The organism is Nisaea nitritireducens, from assembly GCF_014904795.1.
In the GTDB taxonomy this organism is placed as follows: Bacteria; Pseudomonadota; Alphaproteobacteria; order Thalassobaculales; family Thalassobaculaceae; genus Nisaea; species Nisaea nitritireducens.
In genome coordinates, this window is record NZ_JACZFS010000014.1 from 94,498 (window position 1) to 109,153 (window position 14,656).

Sequence of the window (14,656 nt, forward strand, 5' to 3'; positions counted from 1 at the left end):
AAAACAGTTCGGATGAATGCATTCATTGACAGTGGGCAGGCCGCCGCATAGAAGGGGCGCTGCATACGTCGTGCGGCGGGTTTACCCGCTGTGTCACTCCGGCGGAGGGGTGGCCGAGTGGCTGAAGGCGGCGGTTTGCTAAACCGTTATACTGGGAAACCGGTATCGAGAGTTCGAATCTCTTCCCCTCCGCCAGTCTTCCCTTCCCGATAATCTGATATTGCATCGTGACAGGCTCGTTTCCGGAGTAGCCGGAAACGTCTCTAGTCGCCGATTCCGAGCCGTGTCCATTTTGGCGGAGGCTGGTCGGCTTTTACGCCGACGGACAGCCAGACATTCCAGGCTGCATCGATTTTCTCGTAAGTGCCATTGTCGCGTATTTTTTCAAGACCGGTGTCAAGAGCATGCGCCAGCATCATTGACCGCGCTTCAGCCGCCCGGGAAAAGGACACGAAGAGATCGTATTCCACCAGCTTATGAACCGGCACCGGTGACGGCGCAATCCGCGCCCGATTCCAACCCATCTGAAACTGCGCTACTTTTTCATAAACGACCGCAAAATCGGCCCTGCGGCGGGCAACCATGGCCAATGTCTGCAGATCGGACTCAACTGCGATTTTCCGGATAGACGGGTTTCGGTCGAACGCATCCGTATAAGTGTACCCGCGCACAACCGAAAAACTCTGGGTCTCGAAGTCCTCTTCAGTGAAAACCCCAGTCCGGACGGGGTGCGCATAAATCATGATGCGGCCACGGAACAGCGGCCGGTCGTGGAATATGAATTTCTGCTGATTATCCGCTGAGTTCGTCGTGTTGAAACAGCCGATCTGCCGCCCAGCCTGGACCTCGCGGATGCAGCGCGCATAGGGCATTGCCACGAAGTTGACTGTACAGCCAACCGCGCTGAACGCCGCAGAGACAATATCAAGCGAGAAGCCCCGCAGCTTGCCTTCGAACATTCCGGTGTAGGGAAAGAATGCATCCTCGGCAGCGAGCGTGAATGCGGGAGCCTTATCACATGAATGGCCCTCGTCTGCTCGCGCAGCGGCGCCGGATTGAACCACGGCAATAAAGACGCCGAGCATGGTTGCAACAACCATGAACAAGCCCCGCAATTCATGCGGCATCCCCCCCTGTTCACGTCCCGCACACAACATCGCCATTAACCAATTCTCGACTGATTACCCAGTATAGCAATATAGCCGAAGTCTCGGGCCAGCCCCGTAATTCGGCCACAATACCACAATTATATTAAGTTCCCCGCAGGCTAGCCCTGATTGATCCGGTCTTATACCGTAACCTTGTTACTTGCGTTCCAGAGAGAGTCCTTGGTCAGTTCACAGGTTCCTTTTCGTCGCCGGTTGTCAGTCCGGCAAGCTCAGATAGCGGTCTTTATCGCGCTGGCTATCGGGGCTGTGTTCGCCATCATGCAAATTCTGCTCGACGCGCGAAACGAGCGTAAAGACTTGAGCGTCCATGCTGCATCCATTCTGAATTATGCGGGCCAGCCGGCGGCCCGCGCCGCATACCGGCTGGATGATGTCGGTGCCCAGGAACTGGTCGCCAGCCTGCTGAGCGATCCGGCACTTGTACAAGCTCAAATTCTGGATGAGATCGGCCTCACGCTCGCTCGTGCGACCCGAACCACGACGAAATCACCCTCGGTTATAGAGCAACTCTTGCTGGGGTCCGAAGCGGCGCATTTCGAACGTCATTTGCGCATTGAAAAAGCGGACCTTGACGTCGGAACCCTGATTATCGAACTCGACCCGGTAGCGGCTGCGCCAGGGTTCCTGCAACGGACCTGGAATGCTGTGCTTTCCGGCCTGTTGAAAAGTACGCTTCTAGCGTTCCTGCTTACGACGATATTTCAGCTGATCATCACAAAACGTGTCACCCGGCTTGCTGAATCGTTTTCCAGCGCCGCACACAACAAACCGAACACGAACCGGCGCGGCGACGAGCTGGATCTGCTGGAAGAGCGTGTACTTCAATCGACCAACGCTTTAGCCGCAGCCGTTATCGAGGCCCAGGCCGCGAACAAAGCCAAATCTGTTTTTCTTGCCAGCATGAGCCACGAAATGCGGACGCCGCTCAATGCCATCATCGGCTACGCGGAGGCGCTGGAAATGGGCATCGGCGTCGACAATACAGAACGCAGGAACTCGTACCTCAAAAACATCTCCAGTGCCGGCCGGCAACTGAACCGGTTGCTCGGAGACATCCTCGACTTCTCGAAAATCGAGGCTGGCTCAATCGAATTCGAGATCGAGGATGTCAGCCTGGCTGACATCATCCGGCGCGATACCCAGCAATTGGAAGAGATCGCTGCCGAGCGCCAGATCACGCTGAAAACCGATATAAGCACTGAGGAAACAGTGCAGGCAGACCAGTCTCGCCTGCGACAGATTTTGCTGAATTTCGTCACCAACGCGACGAAATACAACACCTCCGGCGGCACTGTCATCGTCGGCGTCACGGCCCGGCCAAATGGCCTGCAACGCCTGTATGTTAAAGACAGCGGAAGCGGAATCCCCCCCGACCAGCTCCGGTCGATATTCGAGCCCTTTGTTCGGGGAGACAACAACCTCCCTGACATTCCCGGAGCCGGCCTTGGACTTGCCATCTGCAAAATGCTCGCGGAAGGCATGGGGGGACATATCGGCTGTGACAGCATTGTTGCCGAAGGATCGACATTCTGGGTCGATCTGAAAGTTTCGCCTGCTGCTGCACCCTCTCACGATGAGGGTGCCCTGCCCCAATTATCTGAGATACGGTGATATTCACGACACAGGATGACCCATCAGTGCCCGCTGCCGCACGCGGCAGTCAGATCATTTTTTTCCATGCACAATCGAGAATGTAGTCCGTGACGCCATCATATGCGGACAGGAAAACGCCACGATCGAGATCGCTGTTTCTGTCCTGGATGGACGCGTCACCCAGACAATAGACAACCGCGGCGAAAGCCTTCGCGCCTCGGGCCTCCAGCCGGTCTTCGAGCCCTTCTATAGAACGCCCGCCGACCACATTCCTCCCCGCAGGACCAAGTATCGGCCTTGCCACAACGCATCACGTGCTGCAGGTGCACGGTGGCTCTGCTGCCTCATCATAACTGGTCGCCAGAACACTAAACGAAAAACGGGCCGATCACTGTGTGACCGGCCCGTAAATTCACAAGTGGCGTGATGTGTTAGAGCGCCCGGACATTCCCCAGGAACTGGTCGATCTCGCCTTTGAGCTTGCGGTTCCGCTCGCTCAACTCGCCGACGACAGTCTGCTGGCTCTCGGCAAGCTGGCCGGTCTCTCCAGCCGCGGAAGACACTGTCTCGACGACCTGGGCAACCGTCTGGGTACCGGAAGCCGCCTGCTCGATGTTTTGTGCGATTTCATTGGTCGCAGCACCCTGCTCCTCAACCGCACTGGCGACCACGGCCGTCAACTCGTCAATCTTGTTGATCGTATTCCCGATACCGAGTACCGCATCGGCGGCTGCACTGGTCTCGCTCTGGATCTCCGCGATTTTCTGACTGATCTCCTCGGTCGCTTTGCTGGTCTGGGTCGCCAAGCTTTTCACTTCGCTGGCAACAACCGCAAACCCTTTTCCGGCCTCGCCGGCCCGGGCAGCCTCAATGGTCGCGTTAAGGGCAAGCAAATTGGTCTGCTCGGCAATCTCGTCGATGATCTGGATGACCTGACCGATGCTTTCAGCCGCTTCGTTCAGAGCCCCGACCCGCGTGTTGGTCGTCTCGACTTCTCCGACCGCGGCACGGGTCACGGTTGAAGCCTGTGCCATTTGCGAGGAGATCTCGTTGATGGAAGAGGACAGTTCGGTCGTTGCAGACGCCACAGTCTGGATATTGGCGTTTGCTTCCTCGATCGCCGCTGCGGCATCTCGCGAGAGGCCTGTCGTATTTTGAGCGTTGGCCGCCATCGTTTCAGACGAAACACGGACACTATTGACCGCCTCTTCCACGATTTTCAGCGCGCTCACCATCTCGGCATCAAATGAACGGGTGTAGCCTTCCATCTTCTGGTGGCGTTCGTTCTCCTGTGCCTGCTGCTCTGCCTCACGCGCCTTCTGTTCACGCTGCTCAAGGCCGTTGCGTTTGAAGATCTCGACGGCCGCAGCCATGCTGCCGATCTCGTCTTTTCGTTCGGTACCGGACACAGTGATATCGAGATTGCCGTTGGCCATCTCCCCCATCAGTGCGGTCATGCTGCCAATCGGGGTCGCAATCGAACGGCTCATCGCGAAGGCCGAGACGACGGCAACGACAATAATCAAGGCGATCGAGACGATCATGGTTACGGTGAAGCTGGCGAGTGCCGCCGTACGCTGTGCAACGGCATGGGCAGAGATACCCGAAAGTTCCTGCTCCAGCTTCATCGCTGCTTCAGTGAAGCGATCGATCGCGATCTGGGGCTCACCGGTCACCTCAATGGCGCGGGCCTGGTTCACCGTCAGATAGTTACTCATGAGCCGGACCTGCTCTGCTGCATAAACGTCCAGCCATTCCTTGTAATCCAGAACGAGCGTATCCACGAGTTTGGCGACAGCCGGAATGTCAGCCGACTGTTTGCGAAGCGAGGCAACAGCGGCAGCGATCTTCGGTGACATCTCGTTGAATTGTTCCAGACCTGTCCGATCCCCCGTCAGGAGGTAGTAAAGCAGGCCCTGACGCTTGAGCGCGAAAGCCCGCTCATACTCGAGATAGATATCGCCGAGCTGATCAGCTTTCTGACTCTCGGCTTCAGCGGATTTGATTTGTTCCATCGCCGCGAAGGCCAGGATGGCTGTCAAAACCGTCATCGCGATGATGATGGAGAAGCTAAGAGCGAGCTTCCGTGAAATCTTGAGGTTCTGGATAAAATTCATTTTATGTTTCCCCGGTAAACCGATGGTCAGGCGGCGTTACATGATCCCCCGGCGACGCGCCAGCTCGCTCAGGTTGTACTCTACGGTAACCGCACCGATCGCTTTTCCATCCTTGGCCAAGGTCAGATTCACCTGGGTTCGCCACGTCTTGCTTTTCTCGTTGAACTCAGGCTCATCGACAAAAACAGCCGTCGGGCTGACAAGGAACGTCTTCTGATACTTCGCCTCGTCTCCCTGCCAGAAATCGGACGTGATAGCGCTCTGCCCCACATTCAAACCGAAGGCATTCATGACGAAGATTTCAGTGAAAATTCCGCCGGATGCCGCCTGAATCTGGGTCAGGTAGGTCGATAGCGGGCTGCTGAGCGTGGCCGCGATCAGCGGCTGGTCTGCACTTTCTTTCTCGGCGCGCCATGCTTTATCGAGCTCATCGATCTGCGCCTGCTCAACACCCTCATACAGTCTGTTATGCGCGGTAACGGACATTTCCACGACCGGATTGGAGAGCCAGTCACGAATTTCAGCGATCGCGTTACCGTCGAGAATGTCCACAGACGGAGGATTATCTTGGGCGTAGCTCTCCGTGATCATGAAGGGACACGCGACGATCAAAAGGGCGGCGAACCGCGAGAAGACCGTATTCATTGCAACCTCACATTCAAACCGTAATGCCGTCAGCCTGACTTTCAGGCGAGTAGCGATCAGTTAAGCTGCAAGAAATTAAGAAACATTTAAACTAAGTCTAATTCTCCATCAGCAAAACACCCTTTGGTTTGTTTTTGCTGGATTTTTGATGTTAATCAATTTTCATCATGAGGTGATTCGATCCACATCAAAGGTGGACATTCATGCTAGAGAAATTCCATATGCATGGTGATCGGTTACGTAAAAACTCAACCGCAACTCGACACAGCGGTCCGCTATGTCGAATGCTTTTCTCTCAACACGCATAACTGGACGGGTTTCGACAATTCCCAAGGCAGAAGCGGTCTCTTGATCTGCCGCAACAGCCCTGATGCTTTCATCCGCGCGTACGATCGCAATCCTGAAAGCTTGCTGGTAAAGGGCGTAGAGCGCGTTGGGCAGCGGTGCACGTTCGGCCAGGCCGGGGAAGAGCACTGCCGGCACCACTGATTTTTCATAAATCAGCCGCGCTCCATCAATGGTCCGCACGCGGACAATTTCATGAACCCTTTCCGGCGCATCGGAAAGCTGTCCCGCTTCAGATGCCGTCGCCTTACGAGATGTCACCGTTTCCTCGGCCAGTCCCGGGATGGCTTGGGTGCCGTCCGGATTACGCAGTCTGAAAAACTGAAACAGGGCATTCTCGGGAGTCCGGACGGCGACAAAACTTCCCACACCTTGTCGGCGCTTGATGATCCCCCTTCGCTCCAGCTCCTCAAGCGCCTTGCGGGCGGTGCCTTGGCTCACGCCGAGTTCCGCGCCGAGGTCATATTCACTCGGCAGCATCGCACCCGGGACCAATTCGCCCGAGACGATGCGGTCGATCACAGTTCCTATTACGGCTTTGTAGAGCGGTTCCGTCATCAGGTTCGCTTGATCCAATCCAGCTTCCATCGCGCTAGCAACGCCATGTACCAGATCGGAGCGCATCAGTCTTGTATAAGAATTCTCCTACATGTAATGAGATGGGTTAACGAAACTCAAAAATGAAACTGAGGGAGCTCACGAAATGACCAACATCCCGCAATTGCTGGTCCATAACCCGGACGACACGGTCGGTGTCGTCGTGGTGGAGGACCTGAAAGCCGGCACCGAGATGCTCTGCGTCGTCACGCACGATAATTCGGACTTCCGGCTGACCGCCAAGGCGGACATTCCCATCGGCCACAAGGTGGCCCTGAAGGATCTCTCCGCCGGTGATACGGTCATCAAATATGGCGAGGATATCGGCAAGATGGTCGGCAATGCCGGCGTCGGCGAGCACGTCCATACCCACAACATGAAAACCAAGAGGTGGTAGAGATGGCCGATCTTGCAAATACGAGCGTGAATGCCTGGCGCCGGGAAAACGGCCGCGTCGGCGTCCGCAACCATGTTCTCGTCCTGCCCGTGGACGATATTTCCAACGCCGCCTGCGAAGCCGTGACCAACAACGTCAAAGGCACCATGGCCATCCCGCATGCCTATGGGCGCCTGCAATTCGGCGAAGATCTGGATCTGCATTTCCGCACCATCATCGGCACCGGCGCGAACCCGAATGTCGCCGCCGTTGTGGTGATCGGCATCGAGCCTGAATGGACCAAGGTGATTGTCGACGGCATCGCCAAGACCGGCAAGCCGGTCACCGGCTTCTCCATCGAGCAGAAAGGTGACTTCGAGACCATCCGGGCCGCCTCCTGGCAGGCCAAGGAATATGTCCACTGGGCGACGGAACTGCAGAAGGAAGCCGTACCGCTGACCGACATCTGGGTTTCGACCAAATGCGGCGAGAGCGACACCACGACTGGCCTCTCCTCCTGCCCGACCGTCGGCAACATGTACGACAAGCTGCTGCCGCACGGCCTTTATGGCTGTTTCGGGGAAACCTCGGAGATCACCGGCGGCGAGCATATCTGCGAGGCCCGCGCGGCAACGCCCGAGATCGGAGCCAAATTCCGCAAGATCTGGCAGGCCTATCAGGATGAGGTGATCTTCGCCCACCAGACGGACGACCTTTCGGACAGCCAGCCGACCAAGGGCAACATTCTCGGCGGTCTCACGACCATTGAGGAGAAGGCGTTGGGCAATCTGGAGAAGATCGGCCGGACATCGACCTATATCGATGCCATCGGCCCCGCCGAGACGCCGGAAAAAGGTCCGGGACTCTACTTCATGGACAGCTCGTCGGCGGCGGCGGAGTGCGTCACCCTGATGGCGGCTGGCGGCTTCGTCATCCACACCTTCCCGACGGGACAGGGCAATGTCGTCGGCAACCCGATCGTGCCGGTGGTCAAGATCTCCGGCAACCCGCGCACCCTGCGCACCATGTCGGAGCATATCGATGTGGACGTGACCGGCGTGCTGACCCGGGAGATGACCATCGACGAGGCCGGAGATTCCCTGATCGACATGATTATCCGGACCGCGAACGGCCGTAACACGGCGGCTGAAGCCCTCGGCCACCGGGAGTTCTCCATGACCAAGCTCTACCGCTCGGCCTGATCGACATCCACATCACAGAGAAAGCCGGCCCATTATGCGGCCGGCTTTTTCGTTCGCCCCCCGCGTCAGATGTTTCCGCCGTCGACCCTGAATTCCTGGCCGGTGCATCCGCGCGATGCGTTCGAGGCCAGGAACAGCACCATCTCGGCAACATCGTCTGCCTGCATTGGCCGCTTCAGGCACTGGCGGGCGATAATGTCGCGTTTGGTCTCTTCGTCGATCCATTCACGAAGCTGGCGCGGGGTCAGGATAGCGCCCGGCACGACTGAGTTGACACGGACACCCGCTTCACCGAAATCGCGCGCGAGGGAACGCGTCAGACCGAAAGCCGCTGCCTTGCAGGAGGAATAGACTGCCAGGTTCTTCACCCCCTGGGTCGGTGCGATCGAGCCGAAATTGATGATCGACCCTCCTCCATTTTCGGACATGATCCCGTAGGCAGCCTGCGCGGCAAAAAACTGATGCTTCAGGTTTATCGCGACGATTGCCTCCCAATCCTCCTCCGTCACTTCTTCCGCGACGAAGCGCTGGTCATGCGCCGCATTGTTGACCAGCGCGCAGAGTGATCCTGTCGCATCCGCGGCCCGGTTGATCGCGCTTTTCAACTCCGTCGTGTCGGTCACATCGCAGCGATGGAAGAAAGGCGCATTTCCCGTTTCCTCAGCCAGGCGCTGCATCAATGCTTCAGCCGCCTCGACGTCGATATCGACAAAATAGGTATGCGCGCCCTGTACGGAAAATGCCTCGACGATAGCCGCGCCGATCCCTGTCGCGCCGCCGCTGACAAAGACCGCCTGTCCTTCCAGATCCGGATACCGTGTCTGATATGCGGTCATCTCAACATCTCCCTCTCAAGCATCCTTGTAACAAGATCATAAGACAGGCCGTACAGCTTGCGGACACGAAAAGAAGCGACCCGGGAAAAGGAAATTATTGACGGTGAAATAGCCTTGCGGCAACATATTTTTGAGCAAAAAAATAAATCAAATGGCGAGTTAATGCCATCTCATAAGGGAGGAAAAAATGAGGGTACGTTTCCCTGGAATTCTTGCCGCCGGGACATTGCTTCTTGGCGGAATGATTGCAACCTCACAGCCAACCAACGCAGCCGATCTTGTTGTCGGCGTCAGCTGGTCGAACTTTCAGGAAGAGCGCTGGAAAACCGACGAAGCGGCAATCAAGGGCGCTCTGGACAAGGCTGGCGCTGAATATATCAGCACGGATGCGCAGAGCTCGACGGCCAAGCAACTCTCCGACGTTGAAAGCCTGATCGCGCGGGGCGCCAATGCCCTTATCATCCTGGCTCAGGATGCATCCGCCGTAACGCCGGCAATCAGAAAAGCGGCAGCCGAAGGCATCCCTGTGGTCGGGTATGATCGTCTGATCGACGACCCGGACGCGTTCTACATCACCTTTGACAATATCGAGGTCGGGCGCATGCAGGCCCGCGCGGTGTACACGTCTCAGCCAAAAGGCAACTTTGTCTTCATCAAGGGGAGCCCGCAGGACCCGAACGCCGACTTCCTTCATGACGGCCAAATCGAGGTCCTGAAAGCCGCGATCGACAAGGGCGATATCAAGGTCGTCGGAAATCAATATACCGACGGCTGGCTGCCGGCGAATGCCCAGCGCAACATGGAGCAGATCCTCACCGCGAACGACAACAAGGTCGATGCTGTGGTTGCGTCCAACGACGGAACAGCAGGCGGCGTTGTCGCCGCGCTGACGGCGCAGGGCCTCGATGGCATTCCCGTTTCCGGCCAGGACGGCGACCATGCGGCACTCAACCGCGTTGCGCTCGGCACGCAGACGGTTTCGGTCTGGAAAGACGCCCGCGAACTCGGCAAACGAGCCGCTGAAATCGCCGTGGAACTCGCCAAGGGGGAGGACGCCTCAAAGGTTTCGGGTGCCGTGCAATGGACCAGCCCGAACGGAAAGGCCCTGAACTCGCTCTTCCTCGCACCTGTGCCGATCACCCAGGACAAGCTGAACATCGTGATCGATGCCGGCTGGGTCTCGAAAGACGTGGTCTGCAAAGGCGTCAAGAACGGCTCGGTCGCCGCCTGCAACTGATCCAACCCTGTCCACTGACCGGCACCACCCGGTGCCGGTCTTTTCTTCTCTGCAAATTGGATGGGCTGGATGAGCGACCGCGTTCAATCACTCTCTGACATCGAACAACCTGAGACGCCGACATCCGCCGAAACCAGGAGCGGCATCACCGGCATGGTGCGCACCATGGAGCTCGATCTACGCCTGCTCGGCATGGTCGGAGCTCTCCTGCTCATCTGGGTTGTGCTGGATCTGCTGACCGGCGGGCGCTTCATTACCCCGCGCAATCTCTTCAACCTCTCCGTCCAGACAGCGTCGGTCGCGGTCATGGCGACCGGCATGGTGTTCGTTATCGTGACACGCCATATCGACCTCTCCGTCGGCTCGGTCCTCGGCGTCATCGCCATGGTCATGGGGGTCGTCCAGGCGGAAATCTTGCCTGATCTCCTTGGCTTCAACCATCCAGCAAACTGGATTATCACGATCCTTGTCGGGCTCTGCCTCGGGATTCTGATCGGCTGCCTTCAAGGCTGGGTGATCGGATACCTTGCCGTGCCCGCGTTCATCGTCACACTCGGCGGCCTCCTGATCTGGCGCGGCGCCGCTTGGTGGGTCACGACCGGGCGCACAGTGGCCCCGCTGGACTCGACCTTCATCCTGTTCGGCGGCGGCGTCGCCGGTACCATGGGCGAGATGGCCAGCTGGATATTCGGGGCCATCATGGCCGCGCTGGTAATCTATGGAATCCTGAGGGGACGTCGCAGGCGTCAACTCTTCGATTTCCCGCTGAAGCCGCTCTGGGCAGACTGGCTGAATATCGGCGTGCTGACTTTGGCCGTCTTCGGGTTCGTCGCCGCAATGAATGCCTATCCGGTGCCTCCCCGCGCCGCCAAGAGGCTGGCTGAAGCCAAGGGTTGGGCTATTCCCGAAGGCGGGCTGGAGCTGATGCACGGGATCGCCATCCCGGTTGTCATCGTTGCCCTGGTCGCCATCGCAATGACAATCGTCGCCCGGCGCACGAAGTTCGGACGCTATGTTTTTGCCATCGGCGGCAACCCGCAGGCGGCAGAACTCTCCGGCATCGATACCCGGCGGATGACCCTCTACATTTTCACATTGATGGGCGGGTTGTGCGCCATCTCGGCAGTCATCGCTTCAGCACGGCTGCAATCGGCAGCCAATGATCTCGGCACCCTCGACGAGCTGCGCGTCATTGCCGCCGCCGTGATCGGCGGAACCTCCCTCGCCGGGGGCATCGGAACGATCTATGGCGCAATCCTCGGTGCGCTCGTCATGCAAAGCCTGCAAAGCGGGATGGCCCTGATCGGCACCAACACGTCGCTGCAATCCATTGTCATCGGCTTTGTGCTTATTCTCGCGGTCTGGGTCGATCAGGTCTACCGCCGCCGGATCGGGGAGTGAACGCCATGCCCACAGATACCGCTCATCCCCTCGTCGCGCTCAGCGATATTCATGTCTCCTTCGGCGGCATCAAGGCCGTCGATGGCGTGTCCTGCGATCTCTATCCGGGCGAGGTCGTCGGCCTCCTTGGGCATAACGGGGCAGGAAAATCGACCCTGATCAAGGTGCTATCCGGTGCCTGCCATTCGGACTCCGGTGACATTCGGATCAACGACCAGAAGGCCGTCATCCGCAACGCACGGGATGCAAGAGCCTACAATATCGAGACAATCTACCAGACGCTCGCCCTCGCCGATAACCTGGATGCCGCCGCCAATCTCTTCCTCGGGCGGGAAATCCTGACGCCTTCCGGGATGCTGGACGACGTCAGGATGGAGGACGAGACCCGCAAGATAATGGGCCGCCTCAACCCGAATTTCCGCAAGTTCGCAGCCCCCGTAAAGGCTTTATCCGGTGGCCAACGCCAATCCGTGGCCATCGCCCGCGCGGTCTATTTCGACGCCAAGGTCCTGATCATGGACGAGCCGACCGCGGCTCTCGGGGTTCAGGAAACAGCCATGGTCTCCGAGTTAATCAAACAGCTAAAGGCCGAGGGTATCGGTATCTTCCTGATCAGCCATGACATTCATGACGTGTTCGATCTTTCCGATCGGCTGACAGTCATGAAGAATGGGCGCCTGGTTGGAACTGTCCGCACCGAAGAAGTTTCAAAGGAAGATGTACTCGGCATGATCATTCTCGGGAAAATGCCGGATCACCTGGAAGATGGCTCCGAAGCGGGCAAGTCCCCCGCGCAATGAACCAGCATTACCGCCGACTTGGACGGCACATATCCGACCCGGTCCGGGCGCAGAACAGAAAAGCAATTGTCGACTGCCTCCGGCGGCACCAGGCCGCGGCGCGGATCGAGATTGCAAAGCATGTCGGCATCAGCCCCGCGACGGTCACGGTTATCACCTCGGAATTGATCGAGGATGGTGTGATCCGCGAGGAAATAAGCTCGACGGACAGAAACGGGTCGTCACGCGGCCGCCCCCGCACACGACTGGAGTTGAACCCGGAAGCCGGCTTCGCCATCGGCATCAAGATATCGATGCACCAGGCCTCCATCTCTCTGACGAACCTCTCGGGAGAAATTCTGGGGGCAAAGATCGTTCCCATGCGCGCAAACCGCGACTCGCCGGAACGCATCGCCGAGGTCTGCATGACCCAGATACAAGAAGTGATCGGCGATGCAGGGATCGATCCGGAGCTGGTTCTTGGTGTCGGAATTGGCGTTCCTGGATATGTGGAATATCCATCCGGAATTGTCAGATGGGCGCCGGTCTTCTCTCGACCAGACGTTCCGTTCCGCGAGATCGTCGAGCAGAAAACCGGATTTCGAACCTTTATCGACAATGACGCCAATATGACGGCCCTCGCCGAGAAATGGTTCGGGGTCGGGCGGCAATTCCCGACCTTCCTCGTCGTCACAGTCGAGCACGGCATCGGCATGGGGCTGGTTGTCGACGAAAAGCTCTATCGCGGTGCCCGCGGCTTCGGGGCTGAGTTCGGACACACGAAGATCGTCGTTGGCGGCGCCCTATGCCGCTGCGGCCAGCGCGGGTGTGTCGAAGCCTATGCCTCAGACTACGCCATAGCACGTGAAGCGAACGTCTTGGGGTCAACAACCGACATCGACGATCCGTTCGCCTTGCAGGACCGGATGGAGCATCTCATCAAGCTGTCCGATGAAGGCTCGCCAGCAGTGACGTCGATCTTCAAACGCGCGGGAACCATGCTCGGCACCGGCATCGCCAATCTCGTCGACGTTCTGGACCCTCCGGTTGTTGTGCTTTCGGGCGCCCGATCCCGGTCCGCAAAGGCGTTTTTCTCGGCACTCACCGGCGCGATGGAGACGAACACCTTGCTCGGAGCCCAGACCAAGGTCGACCTTCGGGTCGATCCCGGCGGTGACGAAGTCTGGGCGCATGGCGCCGCCGCGCTGGTGCTGGAAGAAACCCTTATCTGAGAGCAGCCGCAGATCAGGCGGACGCGAGCGCTTTCAGACGTACGGGGTCGAGCCCGTAGACCATATCGCGCAACTGATCGAGCAATGCCTGCCGGTCGTTCCCGATGGAAAGCTCCGATGACCGGACCGGTGTGCCGATATGGGCCTGCACATTGTCGCCAATCCGGCGGGCCACCTCGTTCATCAAAAGCGCTTCGCGCAAAGCCTCGCTGAACCGGCTGACCAGATGAAACAGGAACCGATTCTGCCCCTCGAAGAAGATAGGAACGACGGTCGCATCCGTCTGGGCGATGAGCTTACCCGCAAAAAGCTTCCAGGGAGCGTCGGTCGCCCTGCCGAATAAATTCTCCGACGTCGACACCCGGCCCGCCGGAAAAATCACCAGCGCGCCGCCGTCATTCAGATGCGTCAGAGCCTTGCGCTTCGATTCGACATTGCTGCGGACAGCACTGGAGGCCCCGTCGAACTCGATCGGAATCAGATAGGGCCGCAACGGCTCTGCCCGCCCAAGGGCTGCATGCGCGAGCAGCTTGAAGTCCTTGCGGACGAGCGACGTGATATGCCCGACAGCAATTCCGTCAAGCACTCCAAACGGGTGGTTCGCAACCACGATCAGAGGACCTTCAGCCGGGATCGCATTAAGGCGGCTCCGCTCGAAATTGACGGATAGCCTCAGATACTCGACGGCAGAGTGCCAGAAATTATCGGTGTCGTGATGTTTCCGGCAATAGTCGTCATACATCCGTTGCAGACGCGGCTGCCCGCTCAGCAACTCGACGAAACGGATGAGCACCTGCCGGGTCAAAGAGTCGTCTGGATTACAGTACGAAACGACCGGCGTCCGTTTTTCGAACTCCTGCCGGATCCAGTTTACCCCAGATTTTCCGACCATTTTTACACCGCGCCTTTTGCTCAAAAGATGGAGGCTAGCGGCCAGGAATGACAACTTGATGACCGATTAATTGCAGTCTTTCAGTCATGTTCTTTCAGGAACCGGATGAGCAGGCATACCGGCAGTTTTATTTATGATTAACTGGCGCCGGCGCCCCTGATTTGGCATTGTTTTCATGATGATCATGCAGAATTCATGATGCCGCTTTATGCGCCGGGTAGCGGGTCAGAAGCAC

At 58.1% G+C, this 14,656-nt stretch carries 14 protein-coding genes and 1 tRNA gene; 8 read left to right on the plus strand and 7 right to left on the minus strand.

The window, feature by feature from the left end; all coding sequences use genetic code 11:
- Positions 1-103 precede the first annotated feature (103 nt).
- Positions 104-195: transfer RNA gene (locus tag IG629_RS05335), tRNA-Ser, on the plus strand.
- A 68-nt stretch (positions 196-263) separates the two neighbouring features.
- Here IG629_RS05335 and IG629_RS05340 read toward each other — a convergent pair.
- Positions 264-1,163 (minus strand): substrate-binding periplasmic protein, encoded by a 900-nt coding sequence (locus IG629_RS05340; RefSeq protein WP_193170934.1) that lies wholly within the window; start codon positions 1,161-1,163, stop codon positions 264-266.
- A gap of 165 nt (positions 1,164-1,328) precedes the next feature.
- On the opposite strand from IG629_RS05340, the gene IG629_RS05345 reads away from it, so the two are divergent.
- Positions 1,329-2,780 carry a sensor histidine kinase gene (locus IG629_RS05345; protein WP_193170935.1) on the plus strand — a complete coding sequence of 484 codons (1,452 nt, stop codon included), beginning with the start codon at positions 1,329-1,331 and terminating at the stop codon, positions 2,778-2,780.
- Between the two features lie 49 nt (positions 2,781-2,829).
- On the opposite strand, the gene IG629_RS05350 is transcribed toward IG629_RS05345, so the two are convergent.
- The 4 genes from IG629_RS05350 to IG629_RS05365 form a co-directional block, all read right to left on the minus strand.
- On the minus strand, positions 2,830-3,030 hold the full coding sequence (locus IG629_RS05350; protein WP_193170936.1) for a hypothetical protein: 201 nt from the start codon (positions 3,028-3,030) through the stop codon (positions 2,830-2,832).
- A 163-nt stretch (positions 3,031-3,193) separates the two neighbouring features.
- Positions 3,194-4,879 carry a methyl-accepting chemotaxis protein gene (locus IG629_RS05355; RefSeq protein WP_193170937.1) on the minus strand — a complete coding sequence of 562 codons (1,686 nt, stop codon included), beginning with the start codon at positions 4,877-4,879 and terminating at the stop codon, positions 3,194-3,196.
- A 36-nt stretch (positions 4,880-4,915) separates the two neighbouring features.
- Positions 4,916-5,524 carry a hypothetical protein gene (locus IG629_RS05360; RefSeq protein ID WP_193170938.1) on the minus strand — a complete coding sequence of 203 codons (609 nt, stop codon included), beginning with the start codon at positions 5,522-5,524 and terminating at the stop codon, positions 4,916-4,918.
- Positions 5,525-5,725: 201 nt separating this feature from the next.
- Positions 5,726-6,445, minus strand: a complete 720-nt coding sequence (locus IG629_RS05365; RefSeq protein ID WP_226886470.1) for a GntR family transcriptional regulator — start codon at positions 6,443-6,445, stop codon at positions 5,726-5,728.
- Positions 6,446-6,572: 127 nt separating this feature from the next.
- Between IG629_RS05365 and IG629_RS05370 the strand changes: the two genes are divergently transcribed.
- Together IG629_RS05370 and IG629_RS05375 are read left to right on the plus strand one after the other, a co-directional pair.
- On the plus strand, positions 6,573-6,863 hold the full coding sequence (locus tag IG629_RS05370; RefSeq protein ID WP_028465236.1) for a UxaA family hydrolase: 291 nt from the start codon (positions 6,573-6,575) through the stop codon (positions 6,861-6,863).
- Between the two features lie 2 nt (positions 6,864-6,865).
- Positions 6,866-8,044 carry a UxaA family hydrolase gene (locus IG629_RS05375; RefSeq protein WP_028465237.1) on the plus strand — a complete coding sequence of 393 codons (1,179 nt, stop codon included), beginning with the start codon at positions 6,866-6,868 and terminating at the stop codon, positions 8,042-8,044.
- Between the two features lie 65 nt (positions 8,045-8,109).
- Here IG629_RS05375 and IG629_RS05380 read toward each other — a convergent pair whose 3' ends face one another.
- On the minus strand, positions 8,110-8,880 hold the full coding sequence (locus tag IG629_RS05380) for an SDR family NAD(P)-dependent oxidoreductase (RefSeq protein WP_193170939.1): 771 nt from the start codon (positions 8,878-8,880) through the stop codon (positions 8,110-8,112).
- Between the two features lie 187 nt (positions 8,881-9,067).
- On the opposite strand from IG629_RS05380, the gene xylF reads away from it, so the two are divergent.
- From xylF to IG629_RS05400, 4 genes are all read left to right on the plus strand, one after another.
- Positions 9,068-10,117 carry a D-xylose ABC transporter substrate-binding protein gene (xylF, locus tag IG629_RS05385; protein ID WP_226886471.1) on the plus strand — a complete coding sequence of 350 codons (1,050 nt, stop codon included), beginning with the start codon at positions 9,068-9,070 and terminating at the stop codon, positions 10,115-10,117.
- A 69-nt stretch (positions 10,118-10,186) separates the two neighbouring features.
- The gene (locus tag IG629_RS05390) at positions 10,187-11,518 is read left to right on the plus strand and encodes a sugar ABC transporter permease (protein ID WP_226886472.1); all 1,332 of its coding nucleotides are present in this window, start codon (positions 10,187-10,189) and stop codon (positions 11,516-11,518) included.
- A 5-nt stretch (positions 11,519-11,523) separates the two neighbouring features.
- Complete coding sequence (locus IG629_RS05395; RefSeq protein WP_193170940.1) at positions 11,524-12,318, plus strand: ATP-binding cassette domain-containing protein; 795 nt, start codon at positions 11,524-11,526, stop codon at positions 12,316-12,318.
- Complete coding sequence (locus IG629_RS05400; RefSeq protein WP_193170941.1) at positions 12,315-13,529, plus strand: ROK family transcriptional regulator; 1,215 nt, start codon at positions 12,315-12,317, stop codon at positions 13,527-13,529. Before IG629_RS05395 ends, IG629_RS05400 begins: the two co-directional genes overlap by 4 nt.
- Before the next feature lie 13 nt (positions 13,530-13,542).
- Here the strand turns inward: IG629_RS05400 and IG629_RS05405 are convergent, their stop codons facing one another.
- The gene (locus tag IG629_RS05405) at positions 13,543-14,421 is read right to left on the minus strand and encodes a lysophospholipid acyltransferase family protein (RefSeq protein WP_193170942.1); all 879 of its coding nucleotides are present in this window, start codon (positions 14,419-14,421) and stop codon (positions 13,543-13,545) included.
- Positions 14,422-14,656 lie beyond the last annotated feature (235 nt).

Excerpts from the sequence above, each read along its gene's own strand:
- IG629_RS05375 (WP_028465237.1), top strand. The coding sequence starts at position 6,866 with ATGGCCGATCTTGCAAATACGAGCGTGAATGCCTGGCGCCGGGAAAAC.
- IG629_RS05355 (WP_193170937.1), bottom strand. The coding sequence starts at position 4,879 with ATGAATTTTATCCAGAACCTCAAGATTTCACGGAAGCTCGCTCTTAGC.
- IG629_RS05390 (WP_226886472.1), top strand. The coding sequence starts at position 10,187 with ATGAGCGACCGCGTTCAATCACTCTCTGACATCGAACAACCTGAGACG.
- IG629_RS05395 (WP_193170940.1), top strand. The coding sequence starts at position 11,524 with ATGCCCACAGATACCGCTCATCCCCTCGTCGCGCTCAGCGATATTCAT.
- IG629_RS05380 (WP_193170939.1), bottom strand. The coding sequence starts at position 8,880 with ATGACCGCATATCAGACACGGTATCCGGATCTGGAAGGACAGGCGGTC.
- IG629_RS05360 (WP_193170938.1), bottom strand. The coding sequence starts at position 5,524 with ATGAATACGGTCTTCTCGCGGTTCGCCGCCCTTTTGATCGTCGCGTGT.
- IG629_RS05370 (WP_028465236.1), top strand. The coding sequence starts at position 6,573 with ATGACCAACATCCCGCAATTGCTGGTCCATAACCCGGACGACACGGTC.
- IG629_RS05405 (WP_193170942.1), bottom strand. The coding sequence starts at position 14,421 with ATGGTCGGAAAATCTGGGGTAAACTGGATCCGGCAGGAGTTCGAAAAA.
- IG629_RS05400 (WP_193170941.1), top strand. The coding sequence starts at position 12,315 with ATGAACCAGCATTACCGCCGACTTGGACGGCACATATCCGACCCGGTC.
- IG629_RS05340 (WP_193170934.1), bottom strand. The coding sequence starts at position 1,163 with ATGGCGATGTTGTGTGCGGGACGTGAACAGGGGGGGATGCCGCATGAA.
- xylF (WP_226886471.1), top strand. The coding sequence starts at position 9,068 with ATGAGGGTACGTTTCCCTGGAATTCTTGCCGCCGGGACATTGCTTCTT.